This window comes from Pseudomonas sp. RC10-4-2, assembly GCF_050433085.1.
Taxonomy (GTDB): Bacteria; Pseudomonadota; Gammaproteobacteria; order Pseudomonadales; family Pseudomonadaceae; genus Pseudomonas; species Pseudomonas aeruginosa.
Genome location: NZ_JBNPXX010000008.1, coordinates 201,922 through 222,649 on the forward strand (window position 1 = coordinate 201,922; position 20,728 = coordinate 222,649).

General features: G+C 68.2%; 20 protein-coding genes. 9 read left to right on the forward strand and 11 right to left on the reverse strand.

The window, feature by feature from the left end; translation table 11 throughout:
* Positions 1 to 192: 192 nt before the first annotated feature.
* The 9 genes from bioB (at position 193) to FHW81_RS28720 (ending at position 11,330) form a co-directional block, all read left to right on the forward strand.
* Positions 193 to 1,251: a biotin synthase BioB gene (gene bioB / locus FHW81_RS28680; protein ID WP_003103330.1), complete on the forward strand. Its 1,059-nt coding sequence runs from the start codon at positions 193 to 195 to the stop codon at positions 1,249 to 1,251.
* Positions 1,252 to 1,356: 105 nt separating this feature from the next.
* Positions 1,357 to 2,562, forward strand: coding sequence for an 8-amino-7-oxononanoate synthase (gene bioF / locus FHW81_RS28685; RefSeq protein WP_003084826.1), 1,206 nt, complete (start codon positions 1,357 to 1,359; stop codon positions 2,560 to 2,562).
* Positions 2,555 to 3,277 (forward strand): alpha/beta fold hydrolase, encoded by a 723-nt coding sequence (locus FHW81_RS28690; protein ID WP_003103332.1) that lies wholly within the window; start codon positions 2,555 to 2,557, stop codon positions 3,275 to 3,277. The genes bioF and FHW81_RS28690 overlap by 8 nt, the downstream gene beginning before the upstream one ends.
* Positions 3,270 to 4,094 (forward strand): malonyl-ACP O-methyltransferase BioC, encoded by an 825-nt coding sequence (gene bioC, locus FHW81_RS28695; protein WP_080911345.1) that lies wholly within the window; start codon positions 3,270 to 3,272, stop codon positions 4,092 to 4,094. The genes FHW81_RS28690 and bioC overlap by 8 nt, the downstream gene beginning before the upstream one ends.
* A gap of 3 nt (positions 4,095 to 4,097) precedes the next feature.
* Entirely contained in the window at positions 4,098 to 4,784 is a 687-nt protein-coding gene (gene bioD / locus FHW81_RS28700; RefSeq protein WP_003103336.1) for a dethiobiotin synthase, read from the forward strand.
* A gap of 108 nt (positions 4,785 to 4,892) precedes the next feature.
* Positions 4,893 to 5,123: a hypothetical protein gene (locus tag FHW81_RS28705; RefSeq protein WP_003103338.1), complete on the forward strand. Its 231-nt coding sequence runs from the start codon at positions 4,893 to 4,895 to the stop codon at positions 5,121 to 5,123.
* 340 nt (positions 5,124 to 5,463) lie between these two features.
* Positions 5,464 to 7,269, forward strand: coding sequence for a phenylacyl-CoA dehydrogenase (locus FHW81_RS28710; RefSeq protein ID WP_003084842.1), 1,806 nt, complete (start codon positions 5,464 to 5,466; stop codon positions 7,267 to 7,269).
* 212 nt (positions 7,270 to 7,481) lie between these two features.
* On the forward strand, positions 7,482 to 9,278 hold the full coding sequence (locus FHW81_RS28715; RefSeq protein ID WP_015502250.1) for an acyl-CoA dehydrogenase C-terminal domain-containing protein: 1,797 nt from the start codon (positions 7,482 to 7,484) through the stop codon (positions 9,276 to 9,278).
* A 273-nt stretch (positions 9,279 to 9,551) separates the two neighbouring features.
* The gene (locus tag FHW81_RS28720) at positions 9,552 to 11,330 is read left to right on the forward strand and encodes an acyl-CoA dehydrogenase C-terminal domain-containing protein (RefSeq protein WP_033960791.1); all 1,779 of its coding nucleotides are present in this window, start codon (positions 9,552 to 9,554) and stop codon (positions 11,328 to 11,330) included.
* A gap of 330 nt (positions 11,331 to 11,660) precedes the next feature.
* Here the strand turns inward: FHW81_RS28720 and nirN are convergent, their stop codons facing one another.
* Genes nirN through nirS form a run of 11 tightly spaced genes read right to left on the reverse strand, consistent with a single transcriptional unit; the run spans position 11,661 to position 20,650 of the window.
* On the reverse strand, positions 11,661 to 13,142 hold the full coding sequence (gene nirN / locus FHW81_RS28725) for a dihydro-heme d1 dehydrogenase (RefSeq protein WP_033941623.1): 1,482 nt from the start codon (positions 13,140 to 13,142) through the stop codon (positions 11,661 to 11,663).
* Positions 13,133 to 13,972, reverse strand: a complete 840-nt coding sequence (gene cobA / locus FHW81_RS28730; protein WP_058152871.1) for a uroporphyrinogen-III C-methyltransferase — start codon at positions 13,970 to 13,972, stop codon at positions 13,133 to 13,135. Before cobA ends, nirN begins: the two co-directional genes overlap by 10 nt.
* 10 nt (positions 13,973 to 13,982) lie before the next feature.
* Positions 13,983 to 15,146: a heme d1 biosynthesis radical SAM protein NirJ gene (gene nirJ, locus FHW81_RS28735; RefSeq protein WP_023126939.1), complete on the reverse strand. Its 1,164-nt coding sequence runs from the start codon at positions 15,144 to 15,146 to the stop codon at positions 13,983 to 13,985.
* Positions 15,140 to 15,655 carry an Lrp/AsnC family transcriptional regulator gene (locus FHW81_RS28740; RefSeq protein WP_003084858.1) on the reverse strand — a complete coding sequence of 172 codons (516 nt, stop codon included), beginning with the start codon at positions 15,653 to 15,655 and terminating at the stop codon, positions 15,140 to 15,142. The genes nirJ and FHW81_RS28740 overlap by 7 nt, the downstream gene beginning before the upstream one ends.
* On the reverse strand, positions 15,630 to 16,073 hold the full coding sequence (locus FHW81_RS28745; protein WP_023091430.1) for an Lrp/AsnC family transcriptional regulator: 444 nt from the start codon (positions 16,071 to 16,073) through the stop codon (positions 15,630 to 15,632). Before FHW81_RS28745 ends, FHW81_RS28740 begins: the two co-directional genes overlap by 26 nt.
* Positions 16,066 to 16,590 (reverse strand): Lrp/AsnC family transcriptional regulator, encoded by a 525-nt coding sequence (locus FHW81_RS28750; protein WP_003111534.1) that lies wholly within the window; start codon positions 16,588 to 16,590, stop codon positions 16,066 to 16,068. The genes FHW81_RS28745 and FHW81_RS28750 overlap by 8 nt, the downstream gene beginning before the upstream one ends.
* Positions 16,587 to 17,039 carry an AsnC family transcriptional regulator gene (locus tag FHW81_RS28755; protein ID WP_003084864.1) on the reverse strand — a complete coding sequence of 151 codons (453 nt, stop codon included), beginning with the start codon at positions 17,037 to 17,039 and terminating at the stop codon, positions 16,587 to 16,589. The genes FHW81_RS28750 and FHW81_RS28755 overlap by 4 nt, the downstream gene beginning before the upstream one ends.
* 8 nt (positions 17,040 to 17,047) lie before the next feature.
* The gene (gene nirF / locus FHW81_RS28760) at positions 17,048 to 18,226 is read right to left on the reverse strand and encodes a heme d1 biosynthesis protein NirF (protein ID WP_003084866.1); all 1,179 of its coding nucleotides are present in this window, start codon (positions 18,224 to 18,226) and stop codon (positions 17,048 to 17,050) included.
* Positions 18,223 to 18,582: a cytochrome c55X gene (nirC, locus tag FHW81_RS28765; RefSeq protein ID WP_003084870.1), complete on the reverse strand. Its 360-nt coding sequence runs from the start codon at positions 18,580 to 18,582 to the stop codon at positions 18,223 to 18,225. The genes nirF and nirC overlap by 4 nt, the downstream gene beginning before the upstream one ends.
* The gene (gene nirM, locus FHW81_RS28770; protein ID WP_003084872.1) at positions 18,579 to 18,893 is read right to left on the reverse strand and encodes a cytochrome C-551; all 315 of its coding nucleotides are present in this window, start codon (positions 18,891 to 18,893) and stop codon (positions 18,579 to 18,581) included. Before nirM ends, nirC begins: the two co-directional genes overlap by 4 nt.
* 50 nt (positions 18,894 to 18,943) lie before the next feature.
* Positions 18,944 to 20,650, reverse strand: a complete 1,707-nt coding sequence (gene nirS, locus FHW81_RS28775; protein ID WP_003111532.1) for a nitrite reductase — start codon at positions 20,648 to 20,650, stop codon at positions 18,944 to 18,946.
* Positions 20,651 to 20,728: the final 78 nt, after the last annotated feature.

The window sequence follows — 20,728 nt, forward strand, 5'->3', positions numbered from 1 at the left end:
ACGAGGCCGATTGGAGCAGTCGATGACTGCTGGCTTCTACATTGGAGATCAAATATTGATCAGATGTAGGCCTGTGTCCTGGGTTGGGTTGACAGCGTCATACAGCCACTTATGATGCCCTTGAGCCTGACCCCCGGCGTGCCGGGGCTCCCCGACAAAAGGCGCCATACAAGCGTCGAAGGAATCTTCCCCATGAGTGCAACCGCTTCCGTCGCCACCCGTCACGACTGGTCCCTCGCCGAAGTCCGTGCCCTGTTCGAGCAGCCGTTCAACGACCTGCTGTTCCAGGCGCAGACGGTGCATCGCGCGCACTTCGACCCGAACCGCGTGCAGGTCTCGACGCTGCTGTCGATCAAGACCGGCGCCTGTCCCGAGGACTGCAAGTACTGCCCGCAGTCCGGCCACTACAACACCGGCCTGGACAAGGAGAAGCTGATGGAGGTGCAGAAGGTCCTCGAGGCGGCGGCCGAGGCCAAGGCCATCGGTTCGACCCGCTTCTGCATGGGCGCTGCCTGGAAGCACCCGTCGGCCAAGGACATGCCCTACGTCCTGGAGATGGTCAAGGGCGTGAAGAAGCTCGGCCTGGAGACCTGCATGACCCTCGGTCGCTTGACCCAGGAACAGACCCAGGCGCTGGCGGACGCCGGCCTCGACTACTACAACCACAACCTGGATACCTCGCCGGAGTTCTACGGCAACATCATCACCACCCGCACCTACAGCGAGCGCCTGCAGACCCTGGCCTACGTGCGCGAGGCGGGGATGAAGATCTGCTCCGGCGGCATCCTCGGCATGGGCGAGTCGGTGGACGACCGCGCCGGCCTGCTGATCCAACTGGCGAACCTGCCGGAGCACCCGGAGTCGGTGCCGATCAACATGCTGGTGAAGGTCAAGGGCACGCCCCTGGCGGAAGAGAAGGACGTCGATCCCTTCGACTTCATCCGCACCCTGGCGGTGGCCCGGATCATGATGCCGAAGTCCCACGTGCGCCTGTCCGCCGGCCGCGAGCAGATGAACGAGCAGATGCAGGCGCTGGCCTTCATGGCCGGGGCCAACTCGATCTTCTACGGCGAAAAGCTGCTGACCACGAAGAACCCGCAGGCCGAAAAGGACATGCAGTTGTTCGCCCGTCTCGGCATCAAGCCGGAAGAGCGCGAAGAGCACGCCGACGAAGTGCACCAGGCCGCCATCGAGCAGGCGTTGGTGGAACAACGCGAATCGAAGCTGTTCTATAACGCCGCTTCCGCCTGACCATACTGGAAGGGAGGGTGCCGCCGTCCCTTCGTTGCAGCCGCTGATGTCGGCCCTGCGTGGACGGGTGCGCCTGCGTCCGTCCAGCAACACGAGCGACCTGCCATGTCCTTCGATCTCGCTTCCCGCCTCGCCAGCCGGCGCGCGGAAGACCTCTACCGCCAGCGGCCGCTGCTGGAGTCGGCCCAGGGCCCGGACGTCGTGGTCGACGGCCAGCCGCTGCTGGCCTTCTGTTCCAACGACTACCTCGGCCTGGCCAACCATCCCGAGGTGATCGCCGCGCTGCGCGCCGGCGCCGAGCGCTGGGGCGTGGGCGGTGGCGCCTCGCACCTGGTGGTCGGCCACAGCGGCCCGCACCACGAACTGGAGCTGGCCCTCGCCGAATTCACCGGGCGGCCGCGCGCGCTGCTGTTCTCCACCGGCTACATGGCCAATCTCGGTGCGGTGACCGCGCTGGTCGGCAAGGGCGACACGGTGCTGGAGGACCGCCTCAACCACGCTTCGCTGCTGGATGCCGGATTGCTCTCCGGCGCGCGTTTCTCGCGCTACCTGCACAACGACCCGGCAAGCCTCGCCGCGCGCCTGGACAAGGCCGAGGGCAATACCCTGGTGGTCACCGACGGGGTCTTCAGCATGGACGGCAATCTCGCCGACCTGCCGGCCCTGGCCGCCGTCGCGCAGGCCCGCGGCGCCTGGCTGATGGTCGACGACGCGCATGGCTTCGGCCCGCTGGGCGCCAGCGGCGGCGGGATCGTCGAACACTTCGGCCTCGGCCAGGAGCAGGTGCCGGTGCTGATCGGCACCCTCGGCAAGGGTTTCGGTACCGCCGGCGCCTTCGTAGCGGGCAGCGAGGAACTGATCGAGACCCTGATCCAGTACGCCCGGCCCTACATCTACACCACCAGCCAGCCGCCAGCGGTGGCCTGCGCCACCCTGAAGAGCCTGGAGCTGCTGCGCCGCGAAAGCTGGCGGCGGCAACACCTGGCGGCGCTGATCGCCCGTTTCCGCCATGGCGCCGAGGCGCTTGGCCTGACCCTGATGGACAGCTTCACGCCGATCCAGCCGATCCTGGTCGGCGGCAGCCGCCAGGCCGTGGCCCTGGCCGGCATGCTTCGAGCCCGTGGCATCATGGTCGGCGCGATCCGCCCGCCAACCGTGCCGGCCAACAGCGCGCGGCTGCGCGTCACGCTGTCCGCCGCGCACAGCGAAGCGCAGGTCGACCGCTTGCTCGAAGCCCTCGGCGAAAGCTGGCGACAGCTGTCGTCTAGCCTTCTGGCAGAGATCGAAGCCGAGGAGGGAGACGATGCGTGACCACTTGATCCTGTTGCCGGGCTGGGGCCTGGGTAGCGCACCGCTGGAACCGCTGCGCGACGCGCTGCACGAGCGCGAGCCGCACCTGAACGTGTTGATCGAGCCGCTGCCGTCGCTGGACGACGCCGCCGACTGGCTCGACGAACTCGACGATAACCTGCCGCGCGATAGCTGGCTGGCCGGCTGGTCGCTGGGAGGCATGCTCGCCGGCGAACTGGCGGCGCGCCGCGGCGACGATTGCCGGGGACTGCTGACCCTGGCCAGCAATCCGTGCTTCCGCGTGCGCGAGGACTGGCCGAACGCGATGCCGGCGGAAACCTTCGAGGACTTCTTCGAGGCTTTCCTGCTCGAACCGCACCTGACCCGCAAGCGTTTCACCCTGCTGGTCAGCCAGGGTGCGCGCGACCCTCGGACCCTGGCGCGGCAACTGCAGGTGGCGCTGCCGCAACTGGAGCGCGAGGCGCTGGTCGCCGGCCTGCAGTTGCTCGGCCAACTGGATACCCGGGCCGCCCTGGAAAACTTCCGCGGGCCGCAATTGCACCTGTTCGCCGAAGCCGATGCGCTGGTGCCGCTGGCCGCCGCCGAGGCCCTGCTCGAGTGGCTGCCGGACGTCGAGGTCTCGACCCTGGCGGCCAGTCACGGCCTGCCGCTGGAATGTCCGGACGAGGTGGCCGGCGCAATCCTGAGATTCCTTCGCGAGGGTGACGATGCCTGACGATTCCTCGCCGCTGCTGGCGCCCCATGGCGTTGCCGCGCTGCCCGACAAGCGCCAGGTCGCCGCGTCGTTTTCCCGCGCGGCGGCCAGCTACGACGCGGTGGCCGAACTCCAGCGCGGCGTCGGTGAGAGCCTGCTGTCGGCATTGCCGGAAGGCTTCTCGCCGCGCCGCTGGGTCGATCTCGGCTGCGGCACCGGTTATTTCAGCCGGGCCCTGGAACGACGCTTCGGTGCGGCCGAGGGCCTGGCCGTGGATATCGCCGAAGGCATGCTGCGGCATGCCCGCGCGCGCGGCGGCGCCAGCCATTTCATCGGCGGCGACGCCGAGAGGCTGCCGTTGCGCGCCGGCAGTTGCGACCTGCTGTTCTCCAGCCTGGCCATCCAGTGGTGCGCCGACCTCCCGGCGGTCCTGGCCGAGGCGCGGCGGGTCCTGCGGCCGGGCGGCGTGCTGGCGTTCAGCAGCCTGTGCGTCGGTACCCTGGGCGAGTTGCGCGACAGTTGGCGGGTGGTGGACGGCTTCGTCCACGTCAATCGCTTCCGCGCCTTCGCCGACTACCTGCAACACGCGGCCGGCAGCGGCCTGCTGCCGCTGACCCTGCGCCACGAGGACCGGCTCCTGCATTTCCCCGACCTGCGCAGCCTGACCCACGAACTCAAGGCGCTGGGCGCGCACAACCTCAACCCCGGGCGACCCGACGGCCTGACCGGGCGCCAGCGCATCCGCGCGCTGGTCGCCGCCTACGAGCGTTTCCGCCAGCCCGAGGGGCTGCCCGCTACCTACCGCGTCGTCTTCGGCGTGCTGCGCAAGGATTCCTGAACCATGCCGGCGTTCTTCGTCACCGGTACCGACACCGAGATCGGCAAGACCACCATCGCCGCCGGCCTGCTCCACGCGGCCCGGAGTGCCGGCCTGAGCACCGCCGCGGCGAAGCCGGTGGCCTCCGGCTGCGAGCCCACGGCGCAAGGCCTGCGCAATGGCGACGCGTTGGTGTTGCTCGGCCAGTGCTCGCTGGCGCTGGCCTACGAGCAGGTCAACCCGCTGGCCTTCGCACCGGCCATCGCCCCGCACCTGGCGGCGCGCGAGGCTGGCGTCGAACTGAGCGCCGCACGCTTGCACGAGGCGGTGCGCGAGGTGCTGGCGCTACAGGCCGACTTCACCCTGGTGGAGGGCGCCGGCGGATGGCGCGTGCCGTTGCTGGGCCGCGAGAACCTGTCCGACCTGGCGCGCCTGCTGGCGCTGCCGGTGGTGCTGGTGGTCGGCGTGCGCCTGGGCTGTATCAACCATGCGCTGCTCAGCGCCGAGGCGATCCTGGGCGACGGCCTGGCGCTGGCCGGCTGGGTGGCCAACGTCGTCGACCCGGCTACCTCGCGCCTGGAGGAGAACCTGGCGACCCTCGCCGAGCGCCTGCCGGCGCCCTGCCTGGGCCGGGTACCGCGCCTGGAGGAAGCCACTCCCGCGGCCGTGGCCGCGCACCTCGACCTGCGGCCCCTGGGTATCGGGCTATAAACAGCGGGCCGTCCATAACCAACGGGCGGTACCCAGCGCCGGCCAAGTCTGCTTGAATAGAAGCCACTTGCTATCGTAGCGGCGCGTGCGCGTCCCCAGGAGTAGAGGGTGGAAATTTCCGGCAACGCTTTCGTCAGTGGCCTCAATGCGGTGCAGTCGGGTAGCGCCCGCGTCGCCCAGGCCGGCAGCGAGATCGCCCGCAACACCGTGGAGGCCCGTTCGCCCCAGGCCGAGCAGATGGTCGAGCTGACCCGCGGCAAGCTCGAGGCGCAGAGCGGCGCCCGGGTCATCGAGGTAGCCGACGAGACCCTCGGCACCCTGATCGACACCCACGCCTGACTCCCTGGCGGCCGGCAGCGGTCGTCCCCGACTCTTTCTTTTCCGACTGTCACCCGGCGGCCCCTGAAGCCTGCCGGGCGCTTCGCCATGGGCTTTACTGAGAGAGACGAAAGCGCTTTGGATGGTCGTTGCAGCCAGTGATTTCGGGCATGACCGAGCGGTCGGTTCGGATGCTTGACAAGGGATTGGCGTAAACGTATGTTTCAAACGCCTGTTTGAGAGTCGGGACGCATGAGTGCGTCCGGCAAGGCGACCGGGAGCGATCCCGCACTGCGACCGCAGACTCTGGACATCCGTCCGGTCGCCGATTAACCAGAACCCTTCGTAGAGGTTGACTGCTATGCCTGATTACAAGGCCCCCTTGCGTGATATCCGTTTCGTTCGCGACGAGCTGCTGGGCTACGAAGCGCACTACCAGAGCCTGCCGGGCGCCGAAGACGCGACTCCCGACATGGTCAACGCCATCCTCGAGGAAGGTGCGAAGTTCTGCGAACAGGTGATCGCTCCGCTGAACCGCGTTGGCGACCTGGAAGGCTGCACCTGGAGCGCCGACGGCGTGAAGACCCCGACCGGCTTCAAGGAGGCCTACCAGCAGTTCGTCGAAGGCGGCTGGCCGAGCCTGGCCCATGACGTCGAGCACGGCGGCCAGGGTCTGCCGGAATCCCTCGGGCTGGCCATCAGCGAGATGGTCGGCCAGGCCAACTGGTCCTGGGGCATGTACCCGGGCCTGTCCCACGGCGCCATGAACACCCTGCATGCCCACGGCACCGCCGAGCAGCAGGCGACCTACCTGACCAAACTGGTCTCCGGCGAGTGGACCGGCACCATGTGCCTGACCGAGCCGCACTGCGGCACCGACCTGGGCATGCTGCGCACCAAGGCCGAGCCGCAGGCCGACGGCAGCTACAAGGTCACCGGCACCAAGATCTTCATCTCCGCCGGCGAGCACGACATGGCCGACAACATCGTCCATATCGTCCTGGCCCGCCTGCCCGACGCCCCGCAGGGCACCAAGGGCATCTCGCTGTTCATCGTGCCGAAGTTCCTGCCCAACGCCGAAGGTAACGCCGGCGAGCGCAACGCGGTTTCCTGCGGCTCCATCGAGCACAAGATGGGCATCCACGGCAACGCCACCTGCGTGATGAACTTCGACGCCGCCACTGGCTTCCTGATCGGCCCGCCGAACAAGGGCCTGAACTGCATGTTCACCTTCATGAACACCGCTCGCCTGGGTACCGCGCTGCAAGGCCTGGCCCACGCCGAAGTCGGTTTCCAGGGCGGCATCGCCTATGCTCGCGAGCGTCTGCAGATGCGCTCGCTGACCGGTCCGAAGGCGCCCGAGAAGCCCGCCGACCCGATCATCGTGCATCCTGACGTGCGCCGCATGCTGCTGACCATGAAGGCCTTCGCCGAAGGCAACCGCGCGATGCTGTACTTCGCCGCCAAGCAGGTCGACATCGTCCAGCGCAGCCAGGACGAAGAGCAGAAGAAAGCTGCCGACTCGATGCTGGCCTTCCTCACGCCGATCGCCAAGGCGTTCATGACCGAAGTCGGCTTCGAATCCGCCAACCACGGCGTGCAGATCTTCGGCGGCCACGGTTTCATCGCCGAGCACGGCATGGAGCAGAACGTCCGCGACAGCCGCATCTCGATGCTGTACGAAGGCACCACCGGCGTTCAGGCCCTCGACCTGCTGGGCCGCAAGGTGCTGATGACCCAGGGCGAGGCGCTGAAGGGCTTCACCAAGATCGTGCACAAGTTCTGCCAGGCCAACGAAGCCAACGAAGCCGTCAAGGAATTCGTCGCTCCGCTGGCACAGCTGAACAAGGAGTGGGGCGACCTGACCATGAAGGTCGGCATGGCCGCCATGAAGGATCGCGAGGAAGTCGGCGCCGCTTCGGTGGACTACCTGATGTACTCCGGCTACGCCTGCCTGGCCTACTTCTGGGCCGACATGGCGCGCCTGGCCGCCGAGAAGCTGGCCGCCGGCACCGGCGAGGAAGCCTTCTACAAGGCCAAGCTGCAGACCGCGCGTTTCTACTTCCAGCGCATCCTGCCGCGTACCCGCGCCCACGTCGCCGCCATGCTGTCCGGCGCCAACAACCTGATGGAGATGGCCGAGGAAGATTTCGCCCTCGGTTACTGATGGTACGGGCCGCTGGCGGCCCGTTCCCCAGGTGAGAAAGAGCCCGCCCTTCGGCGGGCTTTTTCATGCCTGCGATCCGCTGCATCCTGGCCTTTCGACCTCGGGGTTATGGCGTTGCATTCAGCGTCCGCAGCGTGATTGTAGGCGCCCGCCCGGCGCAGTAGCTTCGAGGGATTCGCGCCTGTGGGGCGCCCCTGCCGAGGAGAACAGAGATGCCGGAATACAAGGCTCCGCTGCGCGACATGCGCTTCCTGATCGATGAGGTATTCGACTTCCATGGGCGCTACCAGGCGCTCGGCGCCAGCGACGCGACCCCGGACATGGTGGCGGCGATCCTCGATGAAGGGTCGAAATTCTGCGAACAGGTGCTGGCGCCGCTGAACCGCTCCGGCGACGAAGAAGGCTGCCACTTCGACAACGGCGTGGTGACCACGCCCAAGGGCTTCAAGGAAGCCTATGCACAGTACGTCGAGGGTGGCTGGAACGGTGTCGCCAGCGATCCCGCGTACGGCGGCCAGGGCCTGCCGCACTCGCTGGGTCTGCTGCTCAGCGAGATGATCGGCGCCAGCAATGTCTCCTGGGGCATGTACCCGGGCCTGACCCGCGGCGCCATGTCGGCGATCCACGCCCACGGCAGCCAGGCGCAGAAGGACCTCTACCTGGCGCGGATGACCGCCGGCACCTGGACCGGCACCATGTGCCTGACCGAGCCGCACTGCGGCACCGACCTGGGCATCATCAAGACCCGCGCGGTGCCGAACGCCGACGGCAGCCATGCGATCAGCGGGACGAAGATCTTCATCTCCGCCGGCGAGCACGACCTGAGCGAGAACATCGTCCACCTGGTGCTGGCCAAGCTGCCCGATGCGCCGGCCGGGACCAAGGGTATCTCGCTGTTCATCGTGCCGAAGTTCCTCCCCGACGCCGCCGGCGAGGTAGGCGTGCGCAACGCGGTTTCCTGTGGCTCCATCGAGCACAAGATGGGGATCAAGGCCTCGGCCACCTGCGTGATGAACTTCGACGGCGCCACCGGCTACCTGATCGGCGAGCCGAATAAGGGCCTGCACTGCATGTTCACCATGATGAACCACGCCCGCCTGGGCACCGGCATGCAGGGCCTGTGCCTTGGCGAGACCAGCTACCAGGGCGCCGTGCGCTACGCCCGGGAGCGCTTGCAGATGCGCTCGCTGACGGGGCCGAAGGCGCCGGACAAGCCGGCCGACCCGATCATCGTGCACCCCGACGTACGGCGCATGCTGCTGACCATGAAGGCGTTCAACGAAGGCAACCGCGCGCTGGCTTACTTCACCGCCCAGTTGCTCGACACCGAGCACCTGTCGCAGGACGCCGCCGAGCGCGAGCGGGCCGCCGACCTGCTGGCCTTCCTGACACCGATCTGCAAGGCCTTCATGACCGAGACCGGGCAGGAGGTGACCAACCTCGGCATGCAGGTCTACGGCGGCCACGGCTACATCCGCGAGTGGGGCATGGAGCAGTTGGTCCGCGATTGTCGCATCGCACAGATCTACGAAGGCACCAACGGCATCCAGGCCCTCGACCTGCTCGGCCGCAAGGTATTGGGCAGCCAGGGCAAGCTGCTGCGCGGTTTCACCAAACTGGTCCACCAGTTGTGCCAGGCCCAGGCCGAGCATCCGCAACTGAAGGGACAGGTCGCGCAACTGGCGGCGCTGAACGCGCAGTGGGGCGAACTGACCCAGCAGGTGGGCCTGGCGGCGATGAAGAATGCCGACGAAGTGGGCGCCGCCTCGGTGGACTACCTGATGTTCTCCGGCTACGTGACCCTGGCCTATTTCTGGTTGCGCATCGCCCTGGTGGCGCGCGAGAAGCTGGATGCCGGCAGCGGCGAGGCCGCGTTCTACGAAGCCAAGCTGGCCACCGCCGACTTCTACTTCAGTCGCCTGCTGCCGCGCACCGCGGCGCACGCCGCGGCGATCCAGGCCGGCGCGGCGGGCCTGATGAGCCTGTCGGCGGAGCAGTTTTCGCTCTAGCGGCTGCCGGGGCAGGGGCGCGGCGCTTCTTCCCCCCGGTTTCTCCCCCACCCGCCGGGCCCGTCGGACTCCCGGCGAACTCGCTCGAGCCCGCGAAAAGCGGGCTTTTTCATGCCTGTCGCATAGAAGACCGATAGAGACTTAATGGTCACGACGTGACGCTACAAGTCCGAAATGTTGGTGGTGTAGACTCGGCCGCGGCACGCCTTTCGTGCCTCCATTTTGTTGCCGCTGGCCCCCGGCCGGCGATCGGTACGATCGAGGATTCCCCACATGGCTGATTACAAAGCTCCGCTGCGCGACATGCGCTTCGTCCTCAATGAGGTGTTCGAGGTCTCCCGGCTCTGGGCGCAACTGCCGGCGCTGGCCGAAGTGGTCGACGCCGAGACCGCCGCGGCGATCCTCGAAGAGGCCGGCAAGGTCACCGCCGGTACCATCGCCCCGCTGAACCGTCCGGGCGACGAGGAAGGCTGCCAGTGGAACGCTGGCGCGGTGAGCACCCCGGCCGGCTTCCCCGAGGCCTACCGGACCTACGCCGAAGGCGGCTGGGTCGGTGTCGGCGGTGATCCGGCCTACGGCGGCATGGGGATGCCCAAGGTGATCTCGGCGCAGGTCGAGGAACTGGTCAACTCGGCCAACCTGTCGTTCGGCCTGTACCCGATGCTGACCGCCGGCGCCTGCCTGGCGCTCAATGCCCATGCCAGCGACGAACTGAAGGACAAGTACCTGCCGAACATGTACGCCGGCACCTGGGCCGGTTCCATGTGTCTGACCGAGCCGCATGCCGGCACCGACCTGGGCATCATCCGCACCAGGGCCGAGCCGCAGGCCGACGGTTCCTACAAGATCAGCGGGACCAAGATCTTCATCACCGGCGGCGAGCATGACCTGACCGAGAACATCATCCACCTGGTGCTGGCCAAGCTGCCCGACGCCCCGGCCGGGCCGAAGGGCATCTCGCTGTTCCTGGTGCCGAAGGTGCTGGTCAACGCCGACGGCTCGCTGGGCGAGAAGAACAGCTTGGGTTGCGGCTCCATCGAGCACAAGATGGGGATCAAGGCCTCTGCCACCTGCGTGATGAACTTCGACGGCGCCACCGGTTGGCTGGTGGGCGAGGTCAACAAGGGCCTGGCGGCGATGTTCACCATGATGAACTACGAGCGCCTTGGCGTCGGCATCCAGGGCCTGGCCACCGGCGAGCGCTCCTACCAGAGCGCCATCGAGTATGCCCGCGAGCGTATCCAGAGCCGCGCGCCGACCGGCCCGGTAGCCAAGGACAAGGCCGCCGACCCGATCATCGTGCACCCCGACGTGCGCCGCATGCTGCTCACCATGAAGGCGCTGAACGAAGGCGGCCGCGCCTTCTCCAGCTACGTCGCGATGCAACTGGACACCGCCAAGTACAGCGAAGACGCGGTCACCCGCAAGCGCGCGGAAGAGCTGGTGGCGCTGCTGACCCCGGTGGCCAAGGCATTCCTCACCGACATGGGGCTGGAAACCACCATCTATGGCCAGCAGATCTTCGGCGGCCACGGCTTCATCCGCGAATGGGGCCAGGAGCAACTGGTGCGTGACTGTCGCATCACGCAGATCTACGAAGGCACCAACGGCATCCAGGCGCTCGACCTGGTGGGCCGCAAGGTGATCGGCAGCGGCGGCGCCTTCTCCCGTCACTTCACCGACGAGATCAAGGCCTTCGTCGCTTCCGCCGACGAGGCCCTGGGCGAGTTCAGCAAGCCGCTGGCGGCCGCCGTGGAGAACCTGGAAGAGCTGACCGCCTGGCTGCTCGACCGCGCCAAGGGCAATCCCAACGAGATCGGCGCGGCGTCGGTCGAATACCTGCATGTGTTCGGCTACACCGCCTATGCCTACATGTGGGCATTGATGGCGCGCACCGCGCTGGCCAAGCAGGGCGAGGACGACTTCTACGCCAGCAAGCTGGGTACCGCGCGCTTCTACTTCGCCCGCCTGCTGCCGCGCATCCATTCCCTGAGCGCCTCCGTGCGCGCCGGCAGCGAGTCGCTGTACCTGCTGGACGCCGAGCAGTTCTGAGGCCTGGCGCCTGAGACGGAAAGCCCCGCGATGCGGGGCTTTTTTCTGGGCGCCGGGGGCTCGGCGCGCGGGACGGGTGGGGGGATATCCGCTTGCGGCTATCCGCCATTCCCAGGGTTTTCTCGGGGCCGTGATGGGACAGGGTGATCGGCGGATAACGCCGTTGGCGTTATGCGCCCTACGGCTCCTCGCGCAGGGTGGGCGGTAGGGCGAATAACCGCTTGCGGTTATCCGCCATTCCCGTGGTTTTTCTCGTGCCGTGAGGGGACAGGGTTGTCGCGGTCCGTCGCGGAGGATACGGGGATATCCGTTGATGGCGTCTCGACCGCCTCAGTGCGAGGTTCCCTCCGCATAGCCGATCTTGTTGCCGACGTTGTACTTGCCCGACGGCTTGTTCATCGGCAGTCGCTTCACTTCCTCCAGGCTGTGCGCGTCGTAGACCACCAGCGCGCCGTCGCGGTCCCAGACGCTGAGCAGGGCGTAGCGGCCGTCGCGGGTGAACTCGACGTGGCCGGCCACCTTGCCCGGGCTGGGGCGCAGGCGATGGGCGATTTCCAGGGTCTGCTTGTCGATCAGCAGGATCTCGTCGTGTTTCTTGCCAAGGAAGGTATCGGTCCAGGCGTAGGGCGAGTCGGCATGGCTGCGCATGAAGAAGCCGGGGCCGTCGGTGACGATTTCCTTCAACGGCTTCCAGTTTTGCAGGTCGATCACCGAGATCACCCCGCGGCTGATGTTCGGCGTGGCGAACACCCAGCGCCCGTCGCGCTTCCAGTAGATGCCCGAGCCGAGGTGCGGCATGCCCGACAGCGGGATCGAGGCGACCCGCGCGCCGCTGTCCAGCTCGATCACCTCGCCGCCCCTGGCCTGCCGTGAGCTGCCCAGCAGGTAGCGGTAGTCGGGGCTGAAGGAGAAGTCGTCGAGGTAGTCGGCGACCGCCAGCCGTTTCGGCGCGACCGGCTTGCCGTTGGCATAGGGCAGCTCCCACAACTCGTGGACGTCCTTCAGGGCGACCACGAAGCTGTGCCGTGGCGGTGCCGTGTATACCGCGCTGACCCGCGAGGCCTGGCCCTGGGCGTCGGCCGCCGGGATGACCTGCACCAGGGACAGGTCGCGGGCGTCCAGCAGCACCAGGTTGCCGGGCAGGTAGTTGCCCACCAGGACCCAGCGCCCGTCGTCGCTGACCGCCAGGTTGCGCGTGTTGAGGCCGGCGCGGACCTCGGCGACCACCTTCAGGTTGTACAGGTCGTAGAGGGTTACCCAGCCGTCGCGCGAGGCGAAGTACACCAGGCGCCCGTCCGGGGAGAACTTCGGACCTCCGTGCAGGGCGTAGCGCGAGGGGAAGCGGGCGATGGGCTCGAAGCGATCGCCGTCGAGGATGGTCACGTGGTGGTCGCCGGATTCCACCACCACGAACAGGTTCAGCGGGTCGGCCTCGAAGCGCGGCCTGGACGGCAGGGTGGCGAGGGGATGCGGCTGAACCTGGCTGGCCCGGATGTCCTCGGCGCTCCACTGCGGTTCGCGCGGCGGCGCCTGGTAGAGATAGGCGACCAGGGCGTCCGCCGCGGCGGCGTCCAATTGACCGGCAAAGCCGGCCATCTGGGTTGCCGGGCGACCGTGCAGGATCACCTCGCGGGCCTGCGCCGGCTTCAGCCGCGAAAGGCTTTCCGGGAGCAGGGTCGGGCCGCTGCCGCCGAGCCGTCCGGCGCCGTGGCAGGCCTGGCAGTGCTGGCGGTAGAGCGCTTCCCCCGGCGCTTCGCCGGCCTGTGCGAGGGCGCCGAGGAGCAGGCCGAGGGCGAGGCCGATCAGGCGCATGCGACGGCCTCGCGGCTGACCGGCGAGCCGGCGCCCAGGTATGACGGATGCGCCATCGCGCGCTCGGCGAAGAGCGCCACCACCTGGCCGACGACGATCAGCGTCGGCGGCTTCAACTGGTAGCGTCGCGCCAGCGCCGGCAGCTCGGCAAGGGCGCCGCGGGTCACCTGCTGGCCCGCCTGGGTGCCCTGGCTGACCAGCGCCGCCGGGGTGTCGCCGGCGAGGCCGTGCTCGACCAGGCGCGCGGCGATCTCGGCGAGGTTGCCCAGGCCCATGTAGAACACCAGGGTCTGTTTGCCGCGCGCCAGGCCGGCCCAGTCGAGGTCGAGGCGGCCGTCGTTCTGCAAGTGGCCGGTGACGAAGGTGCAGGACTGGGCAAGGTCGCGGTGGGTCAGCGGGATGCCGGCGTAGGTACTGCAACCGGAGGCGGCGGTGACGCCGGGGACCACCTGGCAGTCGACGCCGGCTTCGAGCAGGCGCTCCAGCTCCTCGGCGCCGCGACCGAAGATGAACGGGTCGCCGCCCTTCAGGCGGACCACCCGGCGTTGCTGCCGGGCCAGGCGCACCAGTAGCTCGTTGATTTCTTCCTGCGGCAGGCTGTGGTGGCCGCAGCGCTTGCCGACGTAGATGCGCTGGCAGCTTTCCGGCAGGAGGGCGACCAGTTCGCGGGCGACCAGGCGGTCGTAGACCACCACCTCGGCCTGTTGCAGCAGGGCCCAGGCGCGCAGGGTGAGCAGGCCCGGATCGCCGGGGCCGGCGCCGACCAGGGCGACGCTGCCGGCGGGAAAATCGACATCGAGGAGGGACGGCGGAATCACGGTAGTGTTCATGAGGCTTTCCTTAGACGGCGTGCAGCGCGATGCGCTCGAGGCCGATTTCCTGATCGCTGAGGTAGCAGCCGGGGTCTTCGCCCCAGAGTTCGCCGCCGGCCCAGGCGCGGGTGCGGGTATTGCCGTTGCAGATGTCCAGCCAGCGGCATTGGCTGCAGCGCCCGCCCACCGGCCGCGGGCGCTGGCGCAGTTGCAGGAGCAGCGGGTCGGGGCGCTCGAACCAGAAGTCGGCGAAGCGCTGATGGCGGATGTTGCCGACGCTGTGGTGCCACCAGTAGCTGTCCGGATGCACCTCGCCGGTGTTGTCGATGTTGGCGATGCCTTCGCCCGAGGCGTTGCCGCCCCAGTCCAGCAGCAGCTCGCAGAGACGCGCTAGTTGCTGCGGGCGGCGGCGCTTGAGCCAGTCGAGGAGGAGGAGCGCGTCGGCGTCGTTGTTGCCGGTGACGAAGTCGCTGTCGCGCCCTTGCCGGATGTCCTCGTCGGCCCGTTCGAAGAGCAGCGCGAGGGCCTCGCGGGTGCGCCGGTGGTGGGCGTCGAGGGCGCGGCTGCGGCGGCCGCGGCCGCTGTAGTTGAGGTGCGAGAGGTAGAACTTCTGCACGTCGAGTTCGCGCATCAGGTCGAGCAGTGCCGGTAGTTGCGCGGCGTTCTCCTCGGTCAGGGTGGTGCGCATGCCGACGCGGATATCCGCCTCGCGGCACAGGCGCATGGCCGCCAGCGCGGCGTCGAAGCTGCCCTGCTTCTGGCGGAAGCGGTCGTGGGTCTCGCGCAGGCCGTCGAGGCTGATGCCGACGTAGTCGAAGCGGGCCTCGGCGACGCGCTGGATGTTGCCCTCGTCGATCAGCGTGCCGTTGCTCGACAGCGCCACGAACATCCCGGCCTGGCGCGCATGGGCGGCGATCTCGAAGAGGTCCGGGTGCATCAGCGGCTCGCCGCCGGAGAGGATCAGCACGCGCACTCCGGCGGCGCGCAGGTCGTCGATGCCGCGAAGGATTTCCGCGGTCTCCAGCTCGCCACGGAAGTCGCTGTCGGCGGAGGTGGAGTAACAGTGCTTGCAGGTCAGGTTGCAGCGCCGCAGCAGGTTCCAGATCACCACCGGGGCGCGCCTGCCGCCGGCGCGGCGCGGCGTCGGCGCGTCCTCGGCGAGGCTGCGCAGGTAATGGCTGATCCTCAGCATGGACGTTCCTCCTTCTGCGCCAGGCGCAGGCCGGTCTTCTTCAGGATGCGGCTGCTCACCAGCATCTCGTCGGCGCGACAGTCCTCGCCGAGCAGCAGGCGGATCTGCTGGCGGTAGCCTTCGATCTCCGCTTCGCTGCGGCCGTGGACCATGGCGAACAGGTTGTAGCGCCACTGCGGCAGATGGCGCGGGCGCCGGTAGCAATGGCTGACGAAGGACAGCCCGCCTACCAGCCGGCCGAGGCGTTCGATGCGTTCGTCGGCGACGTCCCAGACGGTCATGCCGTTGTGCCGGTAGCCAAGGCGATAGTGGTTGGGCACCGCGGCGATGCGCCGGATCACCCCGGCGTCGCGCAGGCGCTTCAGCAGCGCCAGGGTCTCCGCCTCGCTCAGCCGCAGTTGCGCGGCGATCCACGCCCAAGGGTCGGCGACCAGCGGCAGGCCGGCCTGGGTAAGTTCGATCAGGCGGCGGGCGAGCAGGGCGTCAGAGGGGGAAATGCAGGCCGACATGGTAGGTCGCCTCCTTGGGCAGGTCGAGTACCGCCAGCCCGCTCTCGCGCTCCAGCCGTGCGAGGGTCTCGGCGACCTCCGCCGGGCTGTCGCAGGCGACCACCAGCCACATGTTCAGGGCGTGCTCGCGACGGTAGTTGTGGGCGACCTGCGGCCAGCCGGCGAGCAGCGCGGCGATCTCTTCGAAACGTGTCTCCGGCACGCTCATGGCGGCCAGGGTGAAGGCACCGCCGAGGGGCTCGATATCGAACAGCGGACCGAAGCGGGTCAGGGTGCCGTCGTCGAGCAGGTCGTCGAGGCGGCGCAGGATGTCTTCCTCGCGGCAATCCAGCTCGGCGGCGAGCAGCGCGTAGGGATGCGGCTCCAGCGGCAGGCCGTGTTGCAGGCGGTTCAGCAGGCGCCGGTCGAACTCATCCATGGCGGCGCTCCAGGTCGGCCGGCGGCGCGGTGTAGCGGCCGCCGCACTGCTTGTAGGCGCGCAGGCTGAACAGCCAGCGGTGCGGTGTCTGGCGCAGGGCGTGGCGCTCCAGCAGGGCCTCGATCTGGCGTTCCACTTCGCCGCGCTCGCGGCCGTGGATCATGCAGAACAGGTTGTATGGCCACATCGGCAGGCGACGCGGGCGGCGGTAACAGAGCGAGACGATCGTTTCGTGGGCGAGGGCGCGGCCGACGGCGTCGACCTCCGCGTCGGCGACGTCCAGCACCAGCATGGCGTTGGCGGTATAGCCCAGGGCGCGGTGGTGGAGGATCACCCCGAAGCGGCGGAACAGGCCGTCTTCGTCCCAGCGGCGGACCTGTTCCAGCACTTCGTCTTCGCCGGCGCCGATGCGTTCGGCGAGCACCCGATAGGGCCGGCTGGCCAGCGGCAGGCCCTGTTCCAGCAGGTAGCGCAGGTGTTGCCGCTGCGGCGCGGCGAGGGGTTCGACGGGGTTCATCGGCTGGCCTCCAGGGGAAACGCGAGGTCGATGCAGTAGGCTTCCTGCATCGGCAGGTCGAGGGGTTGCAGGCCGGTGTCGGCGGCGATCTCCGCCAGTACCCGGTCGAGTTGCGCGCGGTCGCCGGCGGTGAGCACGAACCACAGGTTGTAGCGGTGTTCGCGCTGGTAGTTGTGGTTGACCTCGGCGTACTGGCTGATGCGCTCGGCGACCCGTTGCAGACGCTCCTCGGGCACCGCCAGGGCTGCCAGGGTGCTGGCCCCGGCGCGTTGGTGGCGGAGCACCGGGCCGACCCGCGACAACGCGCCGTCGGCTTCCAGGCGACGCAGCCGTTCGAGCACCTCGGCTTCGCTGCAACCCAGGGTCTCGGCCATCCGCCGATAGGGTTCCGCGCAGATCGGCAGGCCTTTCTGGTAGCGGGCGAGGAGGCGGCGGGAGAGGTCGTCCATGGTGCCTCCTAGAGTCCGATGTGCTGGGCGCGGTGGCTGAAGAAGATGCCGCTCGGGCTGCGGGCCGGAAGGCTGCCGATGCGCTTCAGGCGGTACGGGTCCCAGACCTGCAACTGGTCGGCGTCGCGCACCGAGATCCAGACCTGGTCGCCGCGCCCGCTGAATTCCATGTGCAGTACGCCGGGGCCAGGGCGCAGGGTTTCGATCACTTCGTGGGTCTCGCTGTCGATGACCTGCACCTTGTCGTTGTCCGGGTAGGCGAAGTTGACCCAGATCTGCCGGTCGTCCGGTCGAGTCATGACGAACACCGGCTGGCCGGCGACGTCGATGGCGTCGGTCTGCTTCCAGTCGCGCGCGTCGAGCACCAGCACCTGGTGATGGCCGACCGCCGGGACGAAGGCCTGGTCGCTGGCGATGGTCCAGCCCTCCAGGTGCGGCATCTTGTACACCGGCAGCTTGCGTTGGCCGCGGCCGTAGTCGCCGAGTACGCGCCTGACGCCGCGCTCCGGGTGCCAGAGGTCGAGCTGGGCCATGCCGTCCTCGCCGAACAGCCCGGCCATGTAGTAGCGCCCGTCGGGGCTGATGAGGGCGTCGTAGGGTTGCTTGCCGATATCGCGGAAGCGGGTCAGGTGCGGCGTGTCGCCCTGGCTGAAGTCGGCGATCCAGATCTCGCCGCTGTCGAACAGGCTGAACACGAAGCGCTGCCCGGGCGCGTCGACCAGGCCGACCACCCGGGAGTTCCTGTCCTGGCCGGGGAGGCGGGTGGCGGGAATCTCGGCGACCAGCTCCAGGGTGCGGCTGTCGAACACCTTGACCCCGCCCGGCTCGTAGTTGGATACCGCGACCAGCCGACCGTCCTGGCTGATCGCTCCGCCGATGCTGTTGCCGCCCTGGATCAGGCGCTTGTCGATGCGCTGGGCCAGCAGGTCGAGCTTGGTCAGGCCGCCGTCGCGACCGAATACGTAGGCGTAGCGCTGGTCGCGGGAGAACACCAGGGAGGCGTGGGACAGGTCGCCGAGGCCTTCGACCCGCGCCAGCGAGGTCTTCGCCGTGCCGTCGAGGATCTGCACGCTGCCGTCGGCGCGTTCGATCAGCACGCCGAGGTCGCCGCTGCCGCGCAAGGGCGGCTGCTGGCTACAGCCGGCGAGCAGGGCGAGGAAAAGCGGCGCGAGGGGACGCAGGTTCATGGGGCGATCTCTCCTTCGATCAGGCGGTCCACCAGCCAGCCGGCGTCGTCTTCGCTGAGCAGGCCGGCCCAGGGGGGCATCGGGGTTTGCGGACGGCCCATGAGCACGGTGGCGACCAGCGATTCGCGCGGCTTGCCGCGCAGGGCCTCGGGGGTCAGCGCCGGGCCGAGGCCGCCGGTCAGGCGCAGGCCGTGGCAGGAGCCGCAGTCCTGCAACAGCAGGTGACGCAACTGGGCCTGGCGACGGGCATCGGGATGCTCGTCGGCCAGGCCCGGAAGAGGACAGGCGAACGTCAGCGCGAGGGCCAGCCACAAGGCGTGGCTGGCGGCGCGCCGGAAGTCCGGAGGGGCGTTCATTTCTGCGACAGGACCCACTTCGCCAGGGTCTGCGCCTCGTCGTCGCTGACCGCGTTCGGCGGCATCGGGATCGGGCCCCAGACGCCCTGGCTGCCGTTCTTGATCCGCTGCGCGAGTTCCGCTTCGGCGCCGGCCTGGCCGGCGAACTTGGCGGCGACGTCCTTGTAGGCCGGGCCGACCATCTTGGTGTCGATGGCATGGCAGGCCACGCAGCCCTTGTTCTTGAACAGCACTTCGGGGTCTTCGGCCCAGGCGCCCTGGGCGAGCAGGGTGCCGGTGGCGAGCAGCGAAAGCAGTGCGTACGGTTTCATCACGGTTCCTCGTAGGGGGGAGCGTGCGGGGCGTGCCCCGCACGCGGGTCTCAGTACACGTCGTGCTGGGTGTTGTAGACGTTGAACTTGCCGGTCGGGGTGATCAGCCGCGGGTCCTTGACCACGGCCTTGAGCTTCAGGGTCTTGTCGTCCACCACCACCAGCGCGGAGCTGTCGTTCTTGCCGTTCCACACCGAGAACCAGACTTCATCGCCGCGCTTGTTGTACTCGGGCTGCACCACCCGCTTGGCGCCTTCGCCGAGATCGGCCCATTCGGCGATCGGCAGCACCTGGTACTTGGCGTCGAGGTTCTTCAGGTCGAACACCGCGACGCTCTGGCTGATCCTGGCGTCGGGGTTGAAGGTGGTGTCGACGTAGAGGTGCGAGGACTTCGGATGGGTCTTGATGAACAGCGAGCCGCCGCCCTGGCCCTGTAGTTCGGCGACTTTCTTCCAGGCGTACTGCGGATGGTTCTTCGGATCGGTGCCGATCAGCGAGATGCTGCCGTCGCCCAGGTGGCTGGTGCTCCACACCGGGCCGTACTTGGGATGCACGAAGTTGGCGCCACGCCCCGGGTGCGGGGTCTTGCCGACGTCGACCAGGGCCGACAGGCGACGGTCCTTGGAGTCGATCACGGCAACCTTGTTGGAGTTGTTGGCGGCGGTCATGAAGTAGCGGTGGCTGCTGTCCCAGCCGCCGTCGTGGAGGAACGGCGCCGCACCGATGCTGGTGACGGTGAGGTTGTCGATATCCTTGTAGTTGACCAGCAGGACCTTGCCGGTCTCCTTCACGTTGACGATGAACTCGGGGTGCTCGTGGGAGGCGATGATCGCCGCCACGCGCGGTTCCGGGTGGTAGGTCTGGGTGTCTACGGTCATGCCGCGGGTGGAGACGATCTGCTTCGGCTCCAGGGTCTCGCCGTCCATGATCGCGAACTGCGGCGGCCAGTAGGCGCCGGCGATGGTGTAGCGGTCCTCGTAGCCCTTGAACTTGGAGCTTTCCACCGAGCGCGCCTCGATGCCGATCTTGATCTCGGCGACCTTGGTCGGCTCCTTGGCCCACAGGTCGATCATGTCGATCCGCGCGTCGCGGCCGATCACCAGCAGGTAGCGGCCGGAAGCGGACATCCGCGAGATGTGCACGGCGTAGCCGGTATCGATGACCTTGACGATCTTCTTGCTGTCGCCGTCGACCAGGGCGATCTGCCCGGCGTCGCGCAGGGTCACCGAGAACAGGTTGGGCAGGTCGAGGTCGTTGAGCTGTTTCTTCGGCCGGTCCTCCGGCTTCACCAGCACCTTCCACGATTCGCGCATCTCCGGCATGCCCCACTCCGGCGGTTGCGGCGGGGTGTGCTGGATGTACTTGGCCATCAGGGTGATCTGTTCCTTGCTCAGCTCGCCGGAGCTGCCCCAGTTCGGCATGCCCAGCGGGGTGCCGTAGGTGATCAGCGCTTCCAGGTATTGCTGGCCGCGTTGCTGGGTGATGTCCGGGGTCAGCGGTTTGCCGGTGGCGCCCTTGCGCAGGACGCCGTGGCAACCGGCGCAGCGTTGGAAGTAGATCTGCTTGGCCTCGTTGAACTCGCTTTCACTCATGTCGGGGGCACCGTTGGTGCGCACCACGTGAGCGGGATCGACGGCGGAAGCGGCACCCTGGTATTGCTCGGCGGCTTTCATGTCGTCCTTGGCGTGAGCGGTGGCCAGGCCCAGCAGCGTCAGCGAGGCGAGCAAGGTGCCCACCAGTGGCTTGCCAAATGGCATGGTCTATCTCCTCAGGAGCCCTGCGAGGCGCTCCCTTAGCAGTGTTTTGGGGGTGGCTGCGTCGGGAACTCCCGGGAA